The 21,128-nt window shown below is 61.0% G+C and carries 20 protein-coding genes; 9 read left to right on the top strand and 11 right to left on the bottom strand.

The genetic code is table 11. The features are described from left to right. Nucleotides 1-26: 26 nt before the first annotated feature. Nucleotides 27-557, top strand: coding sequence for a bacterioferritin (locus HX818_RS22740; protein ID WP_003217418.1), 531 nt, complete (start codon nucleotides 27-29; stop codon nucleotides 555-557). 137 nt (nucleotides 558-694) lie between these two features. On the opposite strand, the gene HX818_RS22735 is transcribed toward HX818_RS22740, so the two are convergent. Beyond that, a complete protein-coding gene (locus HX818_RS22735) occupies nucleotides 695-2,764 on the bottom strand; it encodes an AsmA family protein (RefSeq protein WP_177020770.1) in 2,070 nt (689 codons plus the stop codon). Between the two features lie 368 nt (nucleotides 2,765-3,132). Here HX818_RS22735 and HX818_RS22730 point away from each other — a divergent pair, with 368 nt between their 5' ends. Both HX818_RS22730 and HX818_RS22725 read left to right on the top strand, forming a co-directional pair. Next, the gene (locus HX818_RS22730; RefSeq protein ID WP_003217421.1) at nucleotides 3,133-3,582 is read left to right on the top strand and encodes a hypothetical protein; all 450 of its coding nucleotides are present in this window, start codon (nucleotides 3,133-3,135) and stop codon (nucleotides 3,580-3,582) included. A gap of 151 nt (nucleotides 3,583-3,733) precedes the next feature. After that, nucleotides 3,734-4,366, top strand: coding sequence for a TetR family transcriptional regulator (locus HX818_RS22725; RefSeq protein ID WP_003217423.1), 633 nt, complete (start codon nucleotides 3,734-3,736; stop codon nucleotides 4,364-4,366). Between the two features lies 1 nt (nucleotide 4,367). On the opposite strand, the gene HX818_RS22720 is transcribed toward HX818_RS22725, so the two are convergent. Continuing rightward, nucleotides 4,368-4,856 carry a C40 family peptidase gene (locus tag HX818_RS22720; protein WP_003217425.1) on the bottom strand — a complete coding sequence of 163 codons (489 nt, stop codon included), beginning with the start codon at nucleotides 4,854-4,856 and terminating at the stop codon, nucleotides 4,368-4,370. Nucleotides 4,857-5,194: 338 nt separating this feature from the next. On the opposite strand from HX818_RS22720, the gene ureE reads away from it, so the two are divergent. The 5 genes from ureE to HX818_RS22695 all read left to right on the top strand — a co-directional run bounded on the left by ureE (nucleotide 5,195) and on the right by HX818_RS22695 (nucleotide 8,914). Continuing rightward, the gene (ureE, locus tag HX818_RS22715; RefSeq protein WP_008439076.1) at nucleotides 5,195-5,695 is read left to right on the top strand and encodes an urease accessory protein UreE; all 501 of its coding nucleotides are present in this window, start codon (nucleotides 5,195-5,197) and stop codon (nucleotides 5,693-5,695) included. Further along, on the top strand, nucleotides 5,692-6,366 hold the full coding sequence (locus HX818_RS22710; protein ID WP_003217429.1) for an urease accessory protein UreF: 675 nt from the start codon (nucleotides 5,692-5,694) through the stop codon (nucleotides 6,364-6,366). The genes ureE and HX818_RS22710 overlap by 4 nt, the downstream gene beginning before the upstream one ends. 23 nt (nucleotides 6,367-6,389) lie before the next feature. After that, nucleotides 6,390-7,004: an urease accessory protein UreG gene (ureG, locus tag HX818_RS22705; RefSeq protein ID WP_003217431.1), complete on the top strand. Its 615-nt coding sequence runs from the start codon at nucleotides 6,390-6,392 to the stop codon at nucleotides 7,002-7,004. Nucleotides 7,005-7,028: 24 nt separating this feature from the next. Then, nucleotides 7,029-7,601, top strand: coding sequence for a HupE/UreJ family protein (locus tag HX818_RS22700; protein ID WP_087692463.1), 573 nt, complete (start codon nucleotides 7,029-7,031; stop codon nucleotides 7,599-7,601). A gap of 182 nt (nucleotides 7,602-7,783) precedes the next feature. Next, the gene (locus tag HX818_RS22695; protein WP_102367989.1) at nucleotides 7,784-8,914 is read left to right on the top strand and encodes an AGE family epimerase/isomerase; all 1,131 of its coding nucleotides are present in this window, start codon (nucleotides 7,784-7,786) and stop codon (nucleotides 8,912-8,914) included. Here the strand turns inward: HX818_RS22695 and HX818_RS22690 are convergent. The 9 genes from HX818_RS22690 to HX818_RS22650 form a co-directional block, all read right to left on the bottom strand. Continuing rightward, nucleotides 8,886-9,791 (bottom strand): cation diffusion facilitator family transporter, encoded by a 906-nt coding sequence (locus tag HX818_RS22690; protein WP_177020769.1) that lies wholly within the window; start codon nucleotides 9,789-9,791, stop codon nucleotides 8,886-8,888. The two genes, HX818_RS22695 and HX818_RS22690, sit on opposite strands and share 29 nt — an antisense overlap. Nucleotides 9,792-10,014: 223 nt before the next feature. Next, nucleotides 10,015-10,782, bottom strand: a complete 768-nt coding sequence (locus HX818_RS22685) for an SDR family oxidoreductase (protein WP_008439080.1) — start codon at nucleotides 10,780-10,782, stop codon at nucleotides 10,015-10,017. 790 nt (nucleotides 10,783-11,572) lie between these two features. Next, complete coding sequence (locus tag HX818_RS22680) at nucleotides 11,573-12,289, bottom strand: ABC transporter ATP-binding protein (protein WP_003217439.1); 717 nt, start codon at nucleotides 12,287-12,289, stop codon at nucleotides 11,573-11,575. Then, nucleotides 12,286-13,161, bottom strand: coding sequence for an ABC transporter ATP-binding protein (locus HX818_RS22675; RefSeq protein ID WP_003217442.1), 876 nt, complete (start codon nucleotides 13,159-13,161; stop codon nucleotides 12,286-12,288). The genes HX818_RS22680 and HX818_RS22675 overlap by 4 nt, the downstream gene beginning before the upstream one ends. Then, nucleotides 13,158-14,435, bottom strand: a complete 1,278-nt coding sequence (gene livM, locus HX818_RS22670) for a high-affinity branched-chain amino acid ABC transporter permease LivM (protein ID WP_003217445.1) — start codon at nucleotides 14,433-14,435, stop codon at nucleotides 13,158-13,160. Before livM ends, HX818_RS22675 begins: the two co-directional genes overlap by 4 nt. Before the next feature lie 2 nt (nucleotides 14,436-14,437). Further along, nucleotides 14,438-15,352: a branched-chain amino acid ABC transporter permease gene (locus HX818_RS22665; protein WP_003217447.1), complete on the bottom strand. Its 915-nt coding sequence runs from the start codon at nucleotides 15,350-15,352 to the stop codon at nucleotides 14,438-14,440. A 253-nt stretch (nucleotides 15,353-15,605) separates the two neighbouring features. Then, on the bottom strand, nucleotides 15,606-16,742 hold the full coding sequence (locus HX818_RS22660) for a branched-chain amino acid ABC transporter substrate-binding protein (RefSeq protein WP_177020768.1): 1,137 nt from the start codon (nucleotides 16,740-16,742) through the stop codon (nucleotides 15,606-15,608). A 376-nt stretch (nucleotides 16,743-17,118) separates the two neighbouring features. After that, nucleotides 17,119-18,402: an FAD-binding oxidoreductase gene (locus tag HX818_RS22655; protein ID WP_087692468.1), complete on the bottom strand. Its 1,284-nt coding sequence runs from the start codon at nucleotides 18,400-18,402 to the stop codon at nucleotides 17,119-17,121. Between the two features lie 170 nt (nucleotides 18,403-18,572). Next, the gene (locus tag HX818_RS22650) at nucleotides 18,573-20,063 is read right to left on the bottom strand and encodes an aldehyde dehydrogenase family protein (RefSeq protein ID WP_003217452.1); all 1,491 of its coding nucleotides are present in this window, start codon (nucleotides 20,061-20,063) and stop codon (nucleotides 18,573-18,575) included. A 154-nt stretch (nucleotides 20,064-20,217) separates the two neighbouring features. On the opposite strand from HX818_RS22650, the gene HX818_RS22645 reads away from it, so the two are divergent. Beyond that, complete coding sequence (locus HX818_RS22645) at nucleotides 20,218-21,114, top strand: LysR family transcriptional regulator (RefSeq protein WP_003217454.1); 897 nt, start codon at nucleotides 20,218-20,220, stop codon at nucleotides 21,112-21,114. Nucleotides 21,115-21,128 lie beyond the last annotated feature (14 nt).

Below are 21,128 nucleotides of genomic sequence, written 5' to 3'. Positions count from 1 at the left end.
AACCGGATTAGTACCAGGAGAATGAGATGACTGACTCACATTTGTCTGACGTAGCCACTTTACGTGACCGCGCCCGCAAGAACGTCGAAAACGGTGCCGTGACCGAAGGTTATGACGCCGACCGCCAGGAAATCCTGCGTCTGCTCAACGAATCGCTGGCCACCGAGCTGGTGTGCGTGCTGCGCTACAAGCGCCACTACTTCATGGCCAATGGCGTCAAGGCGCATGTCGCCGCCGAGGAGTTCCTCGAGCACGCCACCCAGGAAGCCGAACACGCCGACAAGTTGGCCGAGCGTATCGTGCAGTTGGGTGGCGAGCCGGAGTTCAACCCCGACTTGCTGTCGAAGAATTCCCACGCGCAGTACGTGGCCGGCAATACGCTGAAGGAGATGGTCTACGAAGACCTGGTGGCCGAGCGCATCGCGGTAGACAGCTATCGCGAAATCATCCAGTACATCGGTGACAAAGACCCGACCACTCGCCGGATCTTCGAAGACATCCTGGCCCAGGAAGAAGAACACGCCGACGACATGGCGGATATTCTGAAGGACCTGTAACTAACACAGCTAACACCGCAAAACCCATGTGGGAGCGGGCTTGCTCGCGAAGGCGGTGGGTCAGTCGGAACATTCTTGACTGATCCACCGCCTTCGCGAGCAAGCCCGCTCCCACATTTGGTTCACGGTTTTGTCAGCTAGCCTTTCACCGTCTTCGGTGCCTTGCCTTCCTTCATCTGTTGCAGCAGCGGCGCACACTGGTTCGGCTCATCGCCGCTCGGTGCCACCAGCGCCAGCAAACCCGCCGCCGGCCCGGCAATCACACCCAAGGCAACCATACCCGCACCACGCAGCATCAGCGGCACCGCCTTCACGCCAGCATTCGGTTTGATAAACGGCCCGTTGACGTACAACGGTGAGCGCAGGGAAAACAGGCGGAAGCCTTTGGACTCCGGAGTAATGGTCAGGTCAAGCTGCTCGCTGGCCATGTTCGCGGTGCCATCGATGTAGATGATCGCGTTCTCGGTATCGAACACAAACAGGCGAGTCGTCGCCAGGCCCGACTTGATGCCGAAGTCTGCGGCCGCACAGTTGATCTTCACTTCCTTGTCGCCAAACAGGCGGCCGACCACGTAGTTGCCGACGTTGAGCCCGGCGATTTCCATCAGTCCGCGGCTGATGGCGCCGTCGTTGATCAACATCTTCAGATCGCCATTCGACGTGCCAAGCAATGCCGCGACGGAGTTGCCGCGCCCGGAAATGTCCGCGTCGCCGTTGAGCTCACCGAAGCTGGTTTTCATCGGCTCGAAGGTCGGGAACAGCTGCTTGAGCTTGAAGTTGCGCGCGGTGAGTCTGGCCTGGCCTTCCATCGGCGTGGTGCGCCCGTTGAGACGAATCTGCGCGTCGAGCTTGCCACCGGCCACGCCGAAACGCAGGGGCTCCAGGCTCAACTGCCCGTCGTTCAGCACCAGGTGAGTGTAGAGATCGGTGAACGGCAATTCGGCACTGTGGACGATGCGTTTGCCGGTGAATTCGACGTCGGCATCCATGTCGCGCCAGCGCTCGGTGCGGAACTCTTCCACTGGCAGCACCTTGGTCGCCGGCTGCTTGCTTTCGCCGCCACGGGCTTTTTGCTTGGCGTTGGAGTCGGCGCCGATCAGCGGCGCCAGGTCGGTCATCAACAGCTGGTTGGAGACCAGCGCCCCGGTGAGCTTGGGCCGCGGCTGGCTGGCGACGTAGCCGAGGTTGCCGTGGATGTCGCTGTTGCCGATCTTGCCGTTGAAGTTTTCATACTGGAACGACGCGCCACTGGCCTCATGCAACTTGGCGATCAGGTGGCCGTCGGTGGAATAGGCCGGCGAATCCGGCAAGGTCACGCCGGTCAGCGGGTACAGGTTGCCCAGGCTGCTGCCGGAGAGTTTGAGGCGCAGGTCGAGGGCGCCGAGGTTCATCGGATCGGTCAGGGTGCCGGCCAGCGCGATGCTGGTGTCGCCGATCCTGGCCTGGGCTTGCAGCGGGAACGGCTTGGCCGCGTCCTGCAAGGCCAGCAGGCCACCGATCTTGCCGGTGCCATCGAGTTTCTGGCCGTGGTATTGGCCCTTGACCTTGAGGCCGAACGCGTAATCCTGCGGCGCCGAGCCTTTTTCCAGGGCTTTCCTGGCGTCGGCATCGCCGACGATCTCGCCGAAGGGGATCGGCTTGCCGAGCAGGTCGATCACGACGTCGAGCTGGGTCTTGAGAGTCTGGTCGTCGAGGGTCACATGGCCTTTGTCGAAGCCGATGGCGCCGATGTCCACCACCCAGTTGGACGGTTCGGCATTCGGGTCCTTGGGGTCGAACTTGAAGGTCCAGTTGGCGCGGCCATCGGCCAGGCGCTGCAACTGCGCACTCGGTTCGGTGAGGTCGATACGCGGGATCACCACGCGCTGGGCCAGCAACGCCAGGGGCGAGATGCGCAATTCCACGCGCTTGAGGGTGACCATCTGCGGGACTTTCGACCAGTCGGGATTGCCCAGGGTCAGGTCTTCGGCAATCACATGGGGCCACGGAATCCAGGCGCGCCAGCCACCTTCATCAGGCTCGCGCTGCCACACCACGGCCAGGTTGCCATTGATGGCAAACGGTCGATGCAACTCTTCGGAGACCTTGGCGTTGAGGGGCGGCTTGATCCGGTTCCAGTCAAAGAACACCAGGACCAACACCACAATGGCGATTAACAAAACGAAGCTGGCGCAGCTCCAGGCGAGAATTTTACGAGTGCGCGTCATTGCACAGGACTCCAGGTTACGACTGAGCGGGCGCTTTGCGGCGCGCGTTTTGACTACAGCTTATATGGCTACGACTGACAAACGGCGCGGGGGTTTAACCCCATTGATGAATTCCTCATAAAAACCGCCTTTCCTGACCAACCAGACAGTTTCAATCATCAACGACGCACCGTTGTTACCCACGTTCGTGTCGAAAATACCCACCTCGGTGCAAAAGCGCGGGCTTGAGACCTGCGAGATAGAGCCTTCGCAGGGAACAATCAATTCTGTTGATTATTACCATTGTGTTTATGAACTTTTATATCGACTTATCAAGAGTAGCATTAGCCCTGTACCCAATTTATCGCCCTCCCAAGGAGCAACCCATCATGAAACGCCAAATACTCGCAAGCTTTGCACTTTCCCTCCTGGCCACCAGCGCATTTGCCCTGCCAGCTGCTGAACAGGCCACCCCACAAGTGAAAGCCGACGCTTCCCACTTCAGCCAAACCCTGGCTCGCAGCGGCGCTTCGGACAAGAACAACACCGACTACAACGGCAGCATCACTGAAAACGGTTCGGAACAAGCCAACAAACGTGCTTACACCGAAGGCGTTGCTGAAGGTGGCCGTGATCGTCTGGAACAGAAAGGCCTGGTTGAAGGTGGCGCTGATCGCCTGATGGAACGCAACGCTGTTGCCGAAGGTGGTCGTGATCGTCTGGAACAGAAAGGCCTGGTTGAAGATGGTTCGAGCCGCGCCAACAAACGCGCTTATGCTGACGGCGTAGTGGAAGGCGGTGCTGACCGTCTGGCAGAACTGCATCAAGCACAGAGCTAAGCCCGTGCTGGCCCTGGAAAAAAGCCCGATCAGCCGATCGGGCTTTGACTTTGTGTGAACCGCAACGCCCTTCTCCCTTTTGAAGTTCGACGCTGGCAAAGCTGATTTGCTAGAGTGCGTCGCTGTCCTTGTCCACAAAGCCCGCCTGCCAATGCTGCCCCGCGCCGAACAGAAGCAACAGACCCGACTCGCCCTGATGGACGCAGCCCGCCATCTGATGGAGTGTGGCCGTGGGTTCGGCAGCCTCAGCCTGCGTGAAGTGGCCAAGACCGCCGGCATCGTGCCCACCGGTTTCTACCGTCACTTTGCCGATATGGATCAGTTGGGCCTGGTATTGGTCAGTGAAGTCGGCCAGACCTTTCGCGCGACGATTCGCCTGGTGCGCCACAACGAATTCGTGATGGGCGGCATCATTGATGCCTCGGTACGGATTTTCCTGGATGTGGTCGCCGCCAACCGTTCGCAATTCCTGTTCCTGGCCCGCGAGCAATACGGCGGCAGCCTCGCCGTTCGCCAAGCCATTGGTGCCCTGCGTGAAGACATCGCCAGCGACCTCGCCGCCGACCTGACCCTGATGCCCAAGCTCCAGCACCTGGATGCCGACGGCCTGCACGTGATGGCCGACCTGATCGTCAAGAGCGTGTTCGCCACCCTGCCCGACATTATCGACCCGCCCGCCGAAGCGCTGCCTGCGCACCTCACGCCGCAAGCCAAGATCACCCAGCAGCTGCGTTTCATCTTTATCGGCCTCAAGCATTGGCAAGGCCTGGGCAGCACCGAATAACTCAGCGCACAGTGTGAAAACGCTTGGCGGTGGTGTAGTTCCGGTTCCAATAGCTGTTGGCCAGTGAGTCGATGCGCACGCTTTTGCCCGTGCGCGGCGAGTGGATGAACTTGCCCTCTCCTATATAGAGACCGACGTGGCTGACCTGGCCGCGCCCATTGCCCCTGAAAAACACCGCATCACCCGGTTGCAACGCATTGCGCTTGACCGTGGCCGCGGTTGAGCGGTGCATCGCCGAGGTGGTGCGAGGCAGATGAATGTTGGCTTCGGTCTTGAACAGGTACACCAGGAAGCTGCTGCAATCGAAGCCCTGCTTCACCGAAGCGCCGCCCAATTTATAGGGCGTGCCCAACAGCTCGTGGGCGCGGTCGATCACGTTGTCGATAGTAGGTGGCGGCGCGAATGCCGGGGCACGCTGAAGATTGGCCGAAGCAGATGAAATGGCGAGCGACAAACTGACAATGAGTAAACAGAAAAATGACTTGTACATGGTGGAAACCGCTGAAGATTAAATACGGAGCGGAATCCTAATGAAACAGCGCGTAACGCAACGCACGGCAAATCCTGCAAGTGCGTAGGAAAAGTCCCAAGCAATCAAAACTCAAAAAAAGATGAAAGAAATTTCATGCAACAAGCAATGGAATTCAACGCCGAGCGCCCGGATCCGGTGCTATAAATCCAACCACGCACCAAAATGAAACATTTTGGAATAATTTCCTGCGCCATCAGGTGGCACAAGTCGCCTGCCTACAGGGAATTCCTACTCCCCGCGTGGTTGGCAAGACCCTTGCTCTAGCTTGCTTATCGCTCATAGCTGGAAGCTTTCTGATGCTGGTGATCCACCGCCGAATCGCCCCCCAACCCGTCTGGGCCGCAGAGTTGCTGCTGAATTTCGAAGCCCGCAGCAAAAGCCGCCTGCGCTGTTTCAGTGCCGACGGAGAAGACGTCGGCCTGTTTCTGGAGCGCGGCCAACCGCCGCTGCACGATGGCGAATTCCTACAGGCTGAAGACGGACGTGTCGTACGCGTGTGCGCCCGGCCTGAACAACTGCTGCACGTCACCTGCGGCAACGCCTTTGAACTGACCCGCGCCGCCTATCACCTGGGCAACCGCCACGTGGCGCTGCAAGTGGGTGACGGTTGGCTGCGCCTGCTCGATGACTACGTGCTCAAGGCCATGCTCGATCAGTTGGGCGCGACGACCGAGACCATCGAGGCCCCCTTCCAGCCGGAACACGGCGCCTATGGCGGCGGCCACCACCACTCCCGCCATGGCGACGAAGACTTCAACTACCCGCCCAAGCTGCACCAGTTCGGCGTACGCCTATGAACCCAGCCTGGGCGCTGTTGCGTCTGGCCAGTCCGCAGCTGCCGATTGGTGGCTACAGCTATTCCCAGGGCCTGGAAATGGCCGTGGAGCAAGCCCGCGTGACCGACCCGGCAAGTGCCGGGCGCTGGATCAGCGATCAACTGTTGCTCAACCTGGCGCGCTTCGAAGCGCCGCTGCTGCTCGCCCACTGCCAGGCCGCCGCCGAACAGGACTGGCCACGCCTCGCGCAGTTGTGCGAGGAACACCGCGCCAGCCGTGAAACCCGCGAGCTTTATCAGGAAAGCCGGCAGATGGGCTATTCCCTGCACCAGCTATTGAACGGTTTACCGGAGCTGGATGACGCCGCCCGAGAGTTCCTGGCACAGCGCTCCGAACCGCACCTGGCCCTGGGCTGGGCCCTGGCCGCCCGCGCCTGGCAGATCAGCCCGGATGACGCCCTGGCCGCCTGGCTGTGGAGTTGGCTGGAAAACCAATTGGCGGTGCTGATGAAGACGCTGCCTCTGGGCCAACAAGCCGCCCAGCGCCTGACCAGCGAACTGCTGCCGCTGCTGCAACAAGCCCAGCAGGACGCCAGCCAGCTTGACCCCAATCACTACGGCAGCGCCGCGTTTGGCCTGTCCCTGGCGTGCATGGCCCATGAGCGCCAGTACAGCCGCCTGTTCCGTTCCTAGGGCACTTTATCTTGGAGAATCACATGAACACCCAACCCCTGCGCGTCGGCATCGGCGGCCCGGTCGGCTCCGGCAAGACCGCCCTGACCCTGGCCCTGTGCCTGGCCCTGCGTGATCGCTACAACCTGGCGGTGGTCACCAACGATATCTACACCCGTGAAGACGCCGACTTCCTGGTGCGCAACCAGGCCCTGGCGCCCGAGCGCATCATCGGTGTGGAAACCGGCGGCTGCCCCCACACCGCGATTCGCGAAGACGCCTCGATCAACCTCGAAGCAGTAGACCAACTCAACCGTCGCTTTCCCGGCCTGGACCTGATCCTGGTGGAATCCGGCGGCGACAACCTGTCGGCCACCTTCAGCCCGGAACTGTCGGACCTGACCATCTACGTGATCGATGTGTCGGCCGGCGACAAGCTGCCGCGCAAAGGCGGGCCGGGAATCTGCAAATCCGACCTGCTGGTGATCAACAAAATCGATCTGGCGCCGCTGGTAGGCGCATCCCTGGAACTGATGAACAGCGATACCCAGCGCATGCGCGGCGGTAAACCTTTCGTCTTCAGCAATCAGAAAACCGGCGTCGGCCTGGAAGAAATCGTCGCCTTCATCGAACGCCAGGGCTTGCTGACCGCAGCCTGATCAACCCCCACAAGGAGCCTGTCCATGCGCCTCAATACACTTCTCGCTGCCGCAGCCTTGCTGCTCACTCCCGCCCTCGCCTTCGCCCACCCCGGCCATGGCGACAACGGCCTGGTGGCCGGTATCAGCCACCCGCTGGGCGGCATCGACCACTTGCTGGCAATGGTCGCCGTGGGCCTGTGGGCCGCTCAACAAAAAGGCTCGGCGCGCTGGGCGCTGCCGTGCACGTTTGTCGGCACCATGCTGATCGGCGGGATGCTGGGCTTTGAAGGGCTGGAACTGCCGGCGCTGGAAAGCGGGATTGCCGCGTCGGTGCTGGCGCTGGGCCTGGCGGTAGCGCTGGCGGTGCGGCCGCCGTTGTTCGTGGCGGTGGCGGCGACGGCGCTGTTTGCACTGTTCCATGGCGTGGCCCATGGTTTGGAGCTGCCGGACATGTCCAGCCCTTGGGCGTATGCCATAGGGTTTGTGGGTGCGACGGCGGTTTTGCATGCTGCCGGTTATGCCGTGGTGCGTTTCCTGCCGGCGGCGGCTGCGCCGTTGGTGCGGGTGGCGGGTGCGGCTTCGGCGGCGACTGGGGTTTGGTTGCTCGCTGCCTGATTTTCGGTGCTCCTGAGGGCCTCTTCGCGAGCAAGCCCGCTCCCACAGTCGACTGCATTCCAACAATGGAACTCGATCGAATGTGGGAGCGGGCTTGCTCGCGAAGGCGGCAGTAAAGACAACACCGATCCCAAGCCTGATACCATGTCGCGCAAACACCCCTGCCGTGACGACGCCAGCCGATGCCCATCGCTCCAAGCTCCGCCCTCAAGCCTCAATTGACCGCCGTGTTGACGCACTTCCACGACCTGATCGTGCCGCTCTGGCAAGGCCCGGGCTGGAATGCCGACCTGGCGCTGCCCTATGAGGCCCTGGACGCCGATCATCGGCCTTTGCCCCCGCAACGCTATCGCGCCATGGCCTGCGCACGGCAGTTGTACCTGTTTGCCAGCCTGATCGGTGAACCCGGCGCAGCCTTTGCCGAGGAGCGCGCCGCCGCGTTGTTCCGTTCCCTGCAACGGCACTTCCACGACGCCGAGCACGGCGGCTGGTTCTACAGCATCGACGCCCACGGCAAGCCGCTGGATAAGCGCAAGGACCTCTACACCCACGCCTTCATCATCTTCGCCTGCGCCCACTATTGGGCCAAGGTACGTGAATCGCTGGTGGAATCGGTACTCGACGCCGCTCTGGAAGTGGTCGCCGAACGCTTCGCCACCGGCGACGGCCTGTACGAAGCGGTGCTGGAACGTAACTGGTCATCCCTCAAGTCTGGCCCTCTGCAAAACCCGCTGATGCACCTTGCCGAAGGTTTCCTCGCCACGTTGGCCGTGCGGGAGGACGCCGTCACCCAAGACGCGTTGCTGGACCTGGCCAACGCCATGCAGAAGCGCTTCATCGACCGCCAACACGGGGTGATGATGGAAAAACCGCTGGGCGCTGTGGATAACTGGTTTGAACCGGGGCATCAGTTCGAATGGTTCTTCCTGCTGGAATCTTCGGATTTGCTGCGGGGCACACCGTTGCACACATCACTGAGCAAAGCGTTCACCTATGCAGAGCAAAAGGGTGTGGATAACCTGACCGGTGCGGTCAGCGGCATGCTCGCCCTGGACGGCAGCGTGCGCGACGGCACCCAGCGCATCTGGGCCCAGGCCGAATACCTGCGGGCGCTGACCTTGCGGCCCGACAGTGAAGCCGTGCTGCAACGCCAATTGCTGGCGCTGCAACAACGCTTCCTGCACGACAAAGGCTGGAATGAGTGCCTGGATGCCAAGGGGCACGTGAGCCGGCGGGACATGCCGTCGACCACGCCTTACCACTTGGCGACGTGCTACCTGGGCCTTACGCAATCCATTTGCGGTCCCCGGTAAAACTGATCGTCAGCCAGCGGGCCGCGTCGGGCTTGCCCAACCCTGTGGATATTTCTTCGCGCAGCCCGTCCAGGGTGGCGACGTTATCCACCGGGTAATCCGCCGGCAGCACCACATGAATCTCGATAAACCGCGCCCGCCCGTGCTTCTGCACGTAGGACACGTAATCATCGAAACCATGCCTGGCCTGGGCCGCCTCCATCACTTCGCGCACTTTGCCGTCCAACTGGTCCGGCACAATCCCCAACACGTCGCGTAGCGCCGGGCGCAGGATCTTGAAGGCCGGCGCCAGCATGCTCAACGCCAGCAGGATCAGGATCAACGGGTCCACATACACCGCCCACTGCCCATAGCCCTGGGACTTGAGCAACAGCGCCGCCAGGAAGCTCACCAGCAGCCCCACCGACAGCATCGCGTCCACCAGCCAGCTGATGTTGTCGAACTGGATCAGCGACGACTTGAGCCTGCGATTGCGGTAACGCACGTAGAAGAAATAGGCGAACTCGACGACGGTAAACACCGCCGCATAGATGATCACCAGGCCCAACTCGATATCGCGCCCGCCATTGATAATGCCGAACACGCCGTTGAGAAACGCGTAGATGGCGATCAACAGCAAAAAGCTGCCCTCGATCAGCAGCACCATGGGCTCCAGGTGCCAGTAGCCGAACTGGAAACGTTCGTTGCTTTTCTTGGCGATCAGCTTGGCCGTGATCAGCATCAGCACCTTGATGGCGGTGGCGATCAGCGAGAAAAAGCCGTCGAATAAAATCGATTGGGCGCCCGACACCACCCCCGTGACAATCCCGGCGATCGCCACGGCGAACATCAGGATGGTCGATTGTTTGAGCAGCGACTGCTCACCTCGGTTACTCACATATCCTCCTGTCAAAACCTTTGAACCGCACAGCGCGGCGGGGTTTTCAGGGGTGGAGTGTACCTTATGTCCTGTTTTGGCCGATTTGCCGCATATTCAAACCTGACAAAACCCTGTGGCGAGGGAGCTTGCTCCCGCTGGGGCGCGGAGCGGCCCTGGCTTTTTTGGGGCCGCTTCGCAGCCCAGCGGGAGCAAGCTCCCTCGCCACAACAGCTCGACGAACTTAGGCCTTGGCGCCACGCTCAATCGCAAACCCGGCCCAGGTCTGGCTCACTGGCATCAGCTCCAGGCGGTTGATGTTCACGTGTGCCGGGGTGTTAAGCACCCAGAAGATCGTATCCGCAATGTCCTGCGGCTGGATCGGCTCGGCACCGGCATAAGTCGCGTCATAACGCGCCTGGTCACCGGCAAAGCGCACCAGCGAGAACTCACTCTCACACAGGCCCGGCTCGATGTTGGTCACGCGCACGCCGGTGCCCTGCAGGTCGCAACGCAGGTTCAGCGAGAACTGTTTGACGAAGGCCTTGGTGCCGCCATACACGTGGCTGCCCGGGTACGGGTAGCTGCCGGCAATGGAACCGAGGTTGATGATGCCAGCGCCACGGCCGTGGGCGATCAAGCGCGGCAACAGCAGGCTGGTGGTGGTCAGCAGGCCCTTGATGTTGGTGTCGACCATGGTTTCCCAATCGTCGAGGCTGCACTTCGGCGCAGGGTCGGTGCCCACCGCCAGGCCGGCGTTGTTGATCAGCCCGCGCAGCGTGGCAAAGGACGGCGGCAGGTTGGCGATCGCCTCTTCCATGGCCTTGCGGTCACGCACGTCCACCACCAGGCCGAGCACTTCGGTCTGCTTGGAAAGCTCGGCGCACAGGGCGTTCAAGCGCTCTGCGCGGCGGCCGGTGAGCACCAGTTTCCAGCCGGCTTCGGCAAAACGGCGGGCACAGGCTTCGCCAAAACCGGAGGTCGCGCCAGTAATAAACAGCGTATCGGACATGGTGTTCTCCTTGCGGGGCTACGAGGTAAAAAATCAGCCAGCAGAATGCCCGGCTGCCGGGCTGGCGGCAACTGATACACGCTGTGGACACAGGTGAATGCCGCTCATGCTGTACGAAATTCAACCAATCGCCCGAAAGCCATACAGGCCGTGGCGTGCAGCCATGTGCGCGCACCTTATCCACAGCCCCGTCCACAGTCTTTGGGGGCAAGTACAAAAGCTGAAAGCCGCGCTACACAAGGCTTTCAGCGTGATTCAAAAAGTTTTTTGCTTGACCTTGCGCAGCCCGTATGTAGCCCGGCTCAAAACGGTGCAACCAGGACGATGGCTCCAGGCCAGTCATTCCGGCCTCTGCGGCACTCTTTCCAGAGTTTAGTCACAGACTTATCCACAGGCCGGAGTGACATATTCCGGTCATATACCTGTGTCTTTAAACAGGTTGACAAAACCCTCGGGTGGTCACGAAAAACTCACTGATCAATAAACAACCACCACGCTGCAAGCCGCGAAAACAAAGGCCTCCAGCCAGCTACTCCCACGTTACCCACAGCCGGTTCCACAGTGCTTGGGGACAAGTCAAAACTGTGACAAAACAGGGATTTGCGGCGGCTATATGTCGCGCTTTGGCAGGTGCCTGGATTTGTTGTCCACAATTTCAGGAAAGCACTGTGGATGATCGTTCCCACGCTCTGCGTGGGAATGCAGGCCGGGACGCTCCGCGCCCCAAAGCGTGACGCAGAGCGTCACAAGAGGCGTTCCCACGCGGAGCGTGGGAACGATCAGAGTTACATCAGTGCCCGCCGAGGTAGGCGTTACGCACCTCCTCATTCACCAGCAGCTCCTTGCCGGTGCCGGTAAGGCGAATCTCGCCGTTGACCATCACGTACGCCCGGTCCGACAAGCGCAGCGCATGGTTGGCGTTCTGCTCCACCAGGAAGATGGTCATGCCGGTAGACGCCAGCTCCCGCAGCGTGGAAAAGATCTGCTTCACCACGATCGGCGCCAGCCCCAGGCTCGGCTCGTCCAGCAGCAACAGCTTGGGCCGGCTCATCAGTGCGCGGGCGATGGCAAGCATCTGCTGTTCACCACCCGACATGGTCATCGCCCGCTGGTTGCGCCGCTCCTTGAGCCGCGGGAACAGCTCGAACATGCGCTGCATGTCTTCGGTGGCGAACTTGTCGCCAATCGGGATGGTGCCCATCAGCAGGTTTTCCTCGACGGTCATGTCGGGGAACACCCGCCGCCCTTCCGGCGACTGCGCGATGCCGTTGGAGGCGATGTAGTGGGACGACTTGTGGGTAATGTCGACGCCGCGGTAGATGATCTGCCCGGACTCGGCCCGTGGCTGGCCAAAGATCGACATCAGCAGCGTGGATTTACCCGCGCCGTTGGAGCCGATCAGGCTCACGGTTTCGCCTTCGTTGATGTGCAGCGAAACTTTCTTCAGGGCCTGGATCGGGCCGTAGAACACGTCCAGGTCTTTCAGTTCGAGGATTGGCTCACTCATACCAGCTCCTCTTCGTCAGCGCCCAGATAAGCCGCGATCACCTTCGGATCATTGCGGATCGCTTCCGGCCCGCCCTCGGCAATCACGTTGCCGTGGTCCAGCACCACGATGTGGTCGGAAATACTCATCACCATGCCCATGTCGTGTTCGATCAGCACCACCGTCAGGTCGTGCTCGTCCCGCAGCAGGCGAATCATCGCGCTGAGGGCTTCGGTTTCCTGGGGGTTGAGGCCGGCGGCCGGTTCGTCGAGGCAAATAATCTGCGGCCGGGTGCACATGGCACGGGCGATTTCCAGGCGGCGCTGCTGGCCGTAGGACAGCTCGCCGGCCAGGCGGTTGGCGCAGTCCACCAGGTCCACCACTTCCAGCCAGTAGAACGCATGGTCGAGGGCATCGCTTTCAGCCTTGCGGTAGCCCTTGGTATTGAGGATGCCCGCGAGCATGTTGCGGTTGACCCACATGTGCTGGGCCACCAGCAGGTTCTCCACCACCGACATTTCCTTGAACAGGCGAATGTTCTGGAAGGTGCGCGCCAAACCCGCCCGGTTCACCAGGTGAGTGCCGCCGAACATCTTGTAGAACACCCGGCTGACGAAGCTTTTCGGCGAGACAAAGTCGGTGGCCTTGAAGCGCTCACCGAGCAACTGGATCACGTTGGTCTGCTTGCCGCGCACATTGAGTTCGATCTTGCCGCCGGAGGCTTTGTAGAAACCGGTCAGGCAGTTGAACACGGTGGTCTTGCCGGCACCGTTGGGACCGATCAGGGCGAAGATCGAGTTGCGCTTGACCTTGAGACTTACGTCGCTCAAGGCCTTGATGCCACCAAAGTGCATCATCAGGTGTTCCACGGAAAGAACAACTTCCTTGCTCATGGCGCCACTCCTTTACGCGGGACAACACCGGTACGGCTGATACGAATCAGGCCTCGTGGTCGCCAGATCATCATCACCACCATCAACACGCCGAAGAGCAGCACGCGGTACTCGGAGAAGCTGCGCAGCAGCTCCGGCGCCACCGTCAGCACGAACGCGGCAATCACCACGCCGACGGTCGAGCCCATGCCGCCCAATACCACGATGGCGAGGATCAGCGCCGACTCGAAGAAGGTGAACGACGACGGGTTGACGAAGCCCTGGTAGCTGGCGAAAAACACCCCGGCCAGACCGGCAGTGGACGCGCCGATGGTGAACGCCGAGAGCTTCACCAGCACGTGGTTGAGGCCCATGGAACGGCAGGCGATTTCGTCTTCGCGCAAGGCTTCCCACGCGCGGCCCACCGGCATGCGGGTCAGGCGGTGCTTGATGTACAGCACCAGCAGCACCACCAGGAACAGCACGATGTAGATGAACAGGAATTTGATGTTGGGGTTGTAGTCGATGCCGAAGAACTCGTGGAACGGCACCCCGCCATCCTTCGCCTTGCGCACGAACTCCAGGCCGAAAAACGTTGGCGACGGCACCGGCATGCCGTTCGGGCCACCGGTAAACGACAGCCAGTTATTCAGCACCAGGCGGATGATTTCACCGAAGCCCAGGGTCACGATCGCCAGGTAATCGCCGTGCATTCGCAGCACCGGAAACCCGAGTATGCACCCCGCCAGCGCCGCACAAATCGCCGCCAGCGGCAGCACCGACCAGAAGCCCAGGCCGAGGTACTGGTAACCCAGCGCCAGGCCATAGGCGCCGATGGCGTAGAACGCCACGTAACCCAGGTCGAGCAGCCCGGCCAGGCCGACCACGATGTTCAGGCCAAGGCCCAGCAACACGTAGATCAACCCGAGGATCACCACGGTCAGCAGGTATTTGTTGGCAAAGAACGGGAACACGATAGCAATCACGATCAACGCCGGGATGATCCAGCGCAGGCGCGACTTGTAGTCCGGCTTGAGCACATGCACACCGGAGCCGGTGCTTTCAAACCCTTGCAGAATCCGCAGGCCCCTTGGGGTTTGCAGGAACAGGCTCATGGCGAACCGGCCGACCATCACGATGGCCACCAGGATGCCGACACGCGCCGGTTGCAGGTTGAAGCTGTAGCCGTCGAGGACCACGCCGACGATCGGACCGAACACGATCAGCGAAATCAGCCCGGCGAGTACCGCATCGACGACACTTTTCTTGATATCGATAGAGTAGGCAGCAGACATAGTTATACCTTCGCCACGAGTGGGCGACCGAGCAGGCCCTGGGGACGGAAAATCAGGATCACCACCAGCAGGGAGAAACTGAACACGTCTTTGTAGTCAGAGTTGATCAACCCCGAGAACAGCGACTCGGAAATACCCAGGATGATCCCCCCCAGCATGGCCCCAGGCAGAGAGCCGATGCCGCCGAGTACCGCTGCGGTAAATGCCTTGATGCCGATGATGAAGCCGGCATAGAAGTCGAACGTGCCGTAGTTCAGGGTGATCAGCACACCGGCCAGCGCGGCCATGGCGGCACCAATCACGAATACGTAGGAGATGACCCGGTCGGTGTTGATACCGAGGATCGACGCCATCTTGCGGTCTTGCTGGGTAGCGCGGCACATGCGGCCGAGCTTGGTGTACTTGATGATGTAGGTCAGCAGGCCCATGCCGACGAACGCGGCCACCAGGATGAACACCTTGGTGTAGGTCAATTGCACGAAGCCGGTGCCGATATCGACTCTCCAGGCGCCGGCCAGCAGCGTCGGGATGCCTTGTTGCTTGGCGCCCTGGGCGATCTGCGCGTAGTTCTGCAGGATCAGCGAAATACCGATGGCGCTGATCAGCGGTGCCAGTCGGGTGGAGTTGCGCAGCGGTTTGTAGGCGACACGCTCGATGACCCAGCCGTAGACGCCGGTGACGACGACGGTGAAGATCAGGGTGCCAAGGATGAGCAGCGGGAAGGATTCGATGCCGAAGTAAGCCAGCAGTGCCAGACTGATCGCCGCGAGGTAAGCGGAAATCATATAAACCTCGCCATGGGCGAAGTTGATCATGCCAATGATGCCATAGACCATTGTGTAGCCGATGGCGATCAAGCCATAGACCGACCCGAGGGTCAGCCCATTGACCAGTTGCTGCAGGAAAATACCATCCATAACGCAATCTCACGCAGTGAGAGCCTGCACACCTGTGGGTGTGCGGATCTTCTAGGAGGAAAAGACAGACACAAAAGGGGCTGGCAACCAAGTCCCCGTGTGGGAGCTAGCGTGTGTGGGCGCCGGGCTTGCCCGCGATAGCGACACCTCGGAATGTCAGTCAACCCGAGGTGACGCTATCGCAGGCAAGCCAGCTCCCACATAAGCCCGGTTCCCACAGGGTCAAGTGGCGTCTAACCTATCGCGCTAACTATTACTTCTGCTTTTCCAGCTGGTGATACTTGCCGTCCTTGTCCCACTGGTAAACCACATAGTCGGAGATTTTCAGGTCGCCCTTGGCGTCCCAGTTCTTCTCGCCCATGACGGTTTTGACCGGGTGGGATTTCAGCCATTTGGCTGCGTCTTCGCCCTTGTTGGACTTGGCGCCATTGAAGCCAGCGGCCAGGGCCTGGATCGAGGCGTAGGCGTACAGGGTGTAGCCTTCAGGCTCGGTGCCATTTTTGCGGAACTCTTCCACCACGGTCTTGCTGTCTGGCAGCAGGCGTGGGTCGGCACCGAAGGTCATGTACACGCCATCCACATACTGTGCACCACCGGCAGTGGCCACCAGTTCGTCGGTCACCACGCCGTCATCGGACATGAACTTGACGTCTTTCAGGCCGGCTTCACGAATCTGCCGAACCAGTGGGCCGGCTTCCGGGTGCAGGCCGCCGAAGTACACGACGTCAGCACCGGTGGAGCGGATCTTGGTGACCAGGGCGCTGAAATCTTTCTCGCCACGGGTCAGGCCTTCTTCCAGCACCGGCTTCACGCCGCGCTTGGTCAACTGCGCCGCAGTGGCGTCGGCCAGGCCTTTGCCGTAGGTGTCCTTGTCGTTGATAACGGCAACTTTCTTGCCCTTGAGCACGTCGACGATGTAGTCGCCGGCCACGATGCCTTGCTGATCGTCACGACCACACATGCGGAACACGGCCGACAGGCCACGCTCGGTAACCTGCGGGTTGGTGGAGCCCGGGGTGATCATGATGATGCCCGCTTCGTCGTACACCTCGGACGCCGGGATAGTGTTCGACGAGCAGAAGTGCCCGACCACGCCAATCACTTTGTCCTGGTCTGCCAGACGGTTGGCCACGGCCACGGCCTGCTTGGGTTCGCAGGCGTCATCGCCGGCCACCAGCTTGATCTGCTCGCCGTTGATGCCGCCGGCCTTGTTGATGACATCGGCTGCCGCCTGGGCACCTTTCATGTACTGCTCACCAAATGCCGCGTTGGCGCCGGTCATCGGCCCCGCTACGCCAATCTTCACATCAGCTTGAGCAAACGCAGAAACACCCAGCGCCGCAGCAACGGCGAGGGCTAGAAAACCTTTCTTGTAAAACGTCTGGGACATGAGTGGTGCTCCGAGGTTTTTGTTGAATTGGCACTGCAGCTTCACTTCAAAAACTTTCGGAGAAAGCCCAGAGCAAGCGTCGTGCCATTACGTTTTTATTATTCAAAAAGACACGGTGTCATTGTTATTGCAGGTTTTTGGGCGCCTTTTGATTGGACGTGCAACCGTCTATCTCAACCAGGTGCAACCATTGGACCTATAAAGTGCAACCCGACCAATCAAGCACTGCAACCCGGCCACTAAACGGCCACCCTTAAACATGTAACAGCGTGCGTAACGGAAGTGCACATTTACAGTGCGTTACTGCTACGACTCGCACCAATACAGATTAGTAGCCGGCTAAGAAAATGCAGGCTTCTGAGGGGTATTTCGTTGATCAGATCACGATCCGCAAGCATTGGCCCGCGTGATACAGCGAGAATCCCGCCTCGTACAAACAGCTGCGCAGGCCCACACCGGCCAACGGCTGCATCGGCGCAAAGGGGATCGGCAGTGCCTGTGGATCCTGGTGACACAGATAATCCGCGAAGGCTTTGCCCACGACACTGCCGGTCGTCACCCCGCGCCCGTTGTAACCGGTGACCGCCACCAACCCGGGCGCCGGCTCGAACAGGCGCATCAAGTGGTCAGGGGTGAACGCGATGCAGCCAGTCCAGGTGCACTCCCACTGCACCGGCTTGAGGTACGGGAAGTAGTGCTGTTGCACCCGATCGGCCCAGGCCTTGAGGAACCACGCAGGTTTCTGGTTGCCGTTGCCCAGGCTGCCGAGCAGCAGGCGGCCTTCGGCGTCGCGGCGGATGCTGCTGAGTACCTGGCGAGTGTCCCAGGAGCCTTGGCCGCCCGGAAGGATTTGTTGGGCGGCGTCGTCGGTCAGAGGGGCCGACGCCACCTGATAGTAATAACCGGGGAAAAAGTTGCGGCGCAGCTCGGTCCACTCGCCTTCGGTGTAGGCGTTCGAAGCGATCACCACCTGTTCGGCCTGCACCGAGCCTTGGGCAGTCTGCACTGACCAGTGCTGGCCCTGGCGTTCCAGTTGGGTGACTGGGGAGTGATCGAACAACTGTCCGCCGAGCCCGACGGCGGCATTGGCCAAACCACTGGTGTAGGCCATCGGGTTCAAGGTGCCGGCCCGCCGGTCGAGCAAGGCGGCGGCGATCTTTTTGGTACCGGTGGCTTGTTCGCATGCAGCGCCGGTCAACAGCTCCACCGGTGCGCCGCGACGCTTCCATTGTTCTTCACGACTGCGCAAATCCGCCTCGCCACGGGCGTTGTGCGCCATGTGCAAGGTGCCCTCGCGACGCAGTTGGCAGTCGATGTTGTATTTGTCGATCAGACTGAACACCAGGGACGGTGCCGCGCCGAGCATGCGGTTGAGCTGGCTGCCCACCGCGGTACCAAAACCGGCTTCGATCTCGTCCGGGGGAATCCACATCCCTGCATTGACCAGCCCTACGTTGCGCCCCGAACCACCGTGGCCGGTGCGATGGGCCTCGAGTACGGCGACACTTTTTCCTTGTTCCAGCAAGTGAATGGCTGCCGACAAACCGGTGATGCCGGCGCCGATCACGCACACATCCACTTTTACCTCGCCCTTGAGCGCGGCACGATCCGGCCGGCCAGGAGTGAGTTGTTCCCACAAGCATGCTTCGCGTAATGCCATTGCCAGACTCCGATGAGACCTAACAAACCACTTTTCCGAATTGTAAATACGGTCAAATGTGGGAGCGGGCTTGCTCGCGAAAGCGGTGGATCAGATAAGCATTCGTTGACTGACACACCGCTTTCGCGAGCAAGCCCGCTCCCACATTGACCTCACTCCGACTTGAGGTATCAGTCGAAGGTAATACCCTGGGCCAGCGGCAGTTCCAGCGAGTAGTTCACGGTGTTGGTCTGGCGACGCATGTACCCGCGCCATGCATCCGAGCCCGACTCACGCCCGCCACCGGTCTCTTTCTCACCGCCAAACGCGCCACCAATCTCCGCGCCGCTCGGGCCGATGTTGACGTTGGCGATCCCGCAGTCACTGCCCACCGCCGACATGAACTGCTCGGCCTCGCGCACGTCAGTGGTAAAGATGCACGAAGACAGGCCTTGTGGCACCGCATTGTTCAGGCGCAGCGCTTCAGCGAAATCGGTATAGCCGACCACATACAGAATCGGCGCGAACGTCTCGGTGCACACCACATCACTCTGCTCCGGCATTTCCACGATGGCCGGCGACACGTAGTAAGCGTTGGGGAACGTGTCTTCCAACTGGCGCTTGCCGCCAAACACCCGGCCGCCTTCGCTCAAGGCCTGCTCCAGGGCGTCCTGCATGTTTTCGAAGCTGTGCTTGTCGATCAGCGGGCCGATCAGGTTGCCTTCCAGCGGATGGCCGATGCGCACTTTGGAATACGCAGCCTTGAGGCGGGTGACGATTTCCTCTTTTACCGACTCATGGGCGATCAGCCGACGCAGGCTGGTGCAGCGCTGGCCGGCGGTACCGACGGCGCTGAACAGAATCGCGCGCACGGCCATGTCCAGGTCGGCGCTTGGGCCGAGGATCATCGCGTTGTTGCCGCCCAGTTCGAGAATGCTGCGGGCAAAACGTGCAGCGACTTTCGGCGCTACTTCGCGGCCCATGCGGGTGCTGCCGGTGGCGCTGATCAGCGCAACACGCGGGTCATCCACCAGTGCGGCGCCGGCATCGCGGCCACCGATGATCACCTGGCTGAGGTACGGCGGCGCATCGCTGAAGTTCTTCAGTACGCGCTCGAACAGTGCCTGGCAGGCCAGGGCGGTAAGCGGGGTTTTTTCCGACGGTTTCCAGATCACTGCGTTGCCGCACACCAGCGCCAGCGCGGTGTTCCACGCCCATACGGCGACCGGGAAGTTGAAGGCGCTGATCACGCCAACCACGCCCAGCGGGTGCCAGGTTTCACGCATGTGGTGGCCCGGACGCTCGGAGGCGATGGTCAAGCCGTACAACTGGCGCGACAGGCCGACGGCGAAGTCGCAGATGTCGATCATTTCCTGCACTTCACCCAAACCTTCCTGGGTGATCTTGCCGGCTTCCCACGACACCAGCTCGCCGAGGTCGGCCTTGTACTCGCGCAACACGTCGCCGAACTGGCGCACCAGCTCACCACGACGGGGGGCCGGCACCTTGCGCCAGGCCTCGAATGCATGCTCGGCGCGACTGACCTGCTGCTCCACCTCGGCGGCGCCTTCCCAGTGCACACTGGCAATCCGGCTGCCATCAATGGGCGAATGCACGGGTTGTTTACCCGACTGGTACAGCGCCGGGTTTACCCCGAGACGATCAAGCAATGCGGCAACCATGGGTCACTCCTTCAATCCACAAACAGAAATATGCGCCGCCAGCGGTCGCGGCGATCCAGACCTTATTTGTAGCTGGCCCAAGACTTGCCAACAAACGACGATTAGGCGAGATATCATTCCGTTTATTCATGCTAAGAACAAAAAGAGGCGTGCCGTGCTGAATAAAAGACATTTGCCCTCGATCACCGCCCTGCAGTGCTTCGAAGCGGTCACCCGCCACCTGAGTTTTACCCGCGCCGCCGAAGAGCTGAACCTCACCCAGAGCGCTGTCAGCAAACAGGTCGCGCAGCTGGAAGAACTGTTGCAGCACCTGCTGTTTCGCCGGGTGCGCCGCCGCTTGCAGATGACCCCGGCGGGCGATCTGTACCTGGTGGAAGTGCGCAAGATCCTCACCCAAGTGGAGATGTCCACCCATTACCTGCGCTCCTACGGCGGCGAGACTGAAGTGCTGCGGGTGTCCACGCCCTACACCTTCGGCGCCCGCTGGCTGGTGCCGCGCCTCAAGGGCTGGCGACTGCGGCATCCGCAGATTCACCTGGACCTGTGCAACGAACAGGAGCCCGACGAGCTGTTGCAAGGCAAGGCCGACCTGGCCTTCTATTTCGGCCAGGGTTCACGGCCCGGCACCGAGAGCCTCAAGCTGTTCAGCGAAGAACTGGTGCCCGTGTGCTCACCCGACAGCCTGCCCGCCCAAGCATTTACCGACCCCACGCAACTGAGCGAACTGGTGTTGCTGCAAAACGCCTCGCGCCCGCAAGGCTGGCACGACTGGTTCGCCGCCCAGGGTCATCACACCGAGCACAGCTACCATGGGCCGCGCTTCGAGACCTTTTATATGTGCATTCGCGCCGCACAGGTTGGCTGCGGTGTGGCGCTGCTGCCCAGGTTTCTGGTGGAAGAAGAGCTAGCAGAAGGCAAGCTGGTGATCCCCTGGCAGCACGCGATGCCGAGCCAGGATGCGTATTACCTGGCCTACCCCGAGCACTCGGCGGAAGTGCCCAAGGTGCGGGATTTTGTGAAGTGGATGATGGAGCAGGTTGAGTCTGATTGACCTTTTTTGCCTGC

The sequence above is a fragment of the Pseudomonas sp. F9001 genome (assembly GCF_013385435.1).
Classification (GTDB): domain Bacteria; phylum Pseudomonadota; class Gammaproteobacteria; order Pseudomonadales; family Pseudomonadaceae; genus Aquipseudomonas.
Note: the sequence above shows the minus strand (reverse complement) of the source record. Positions and strands in the feature narration are given on the sequence as shown.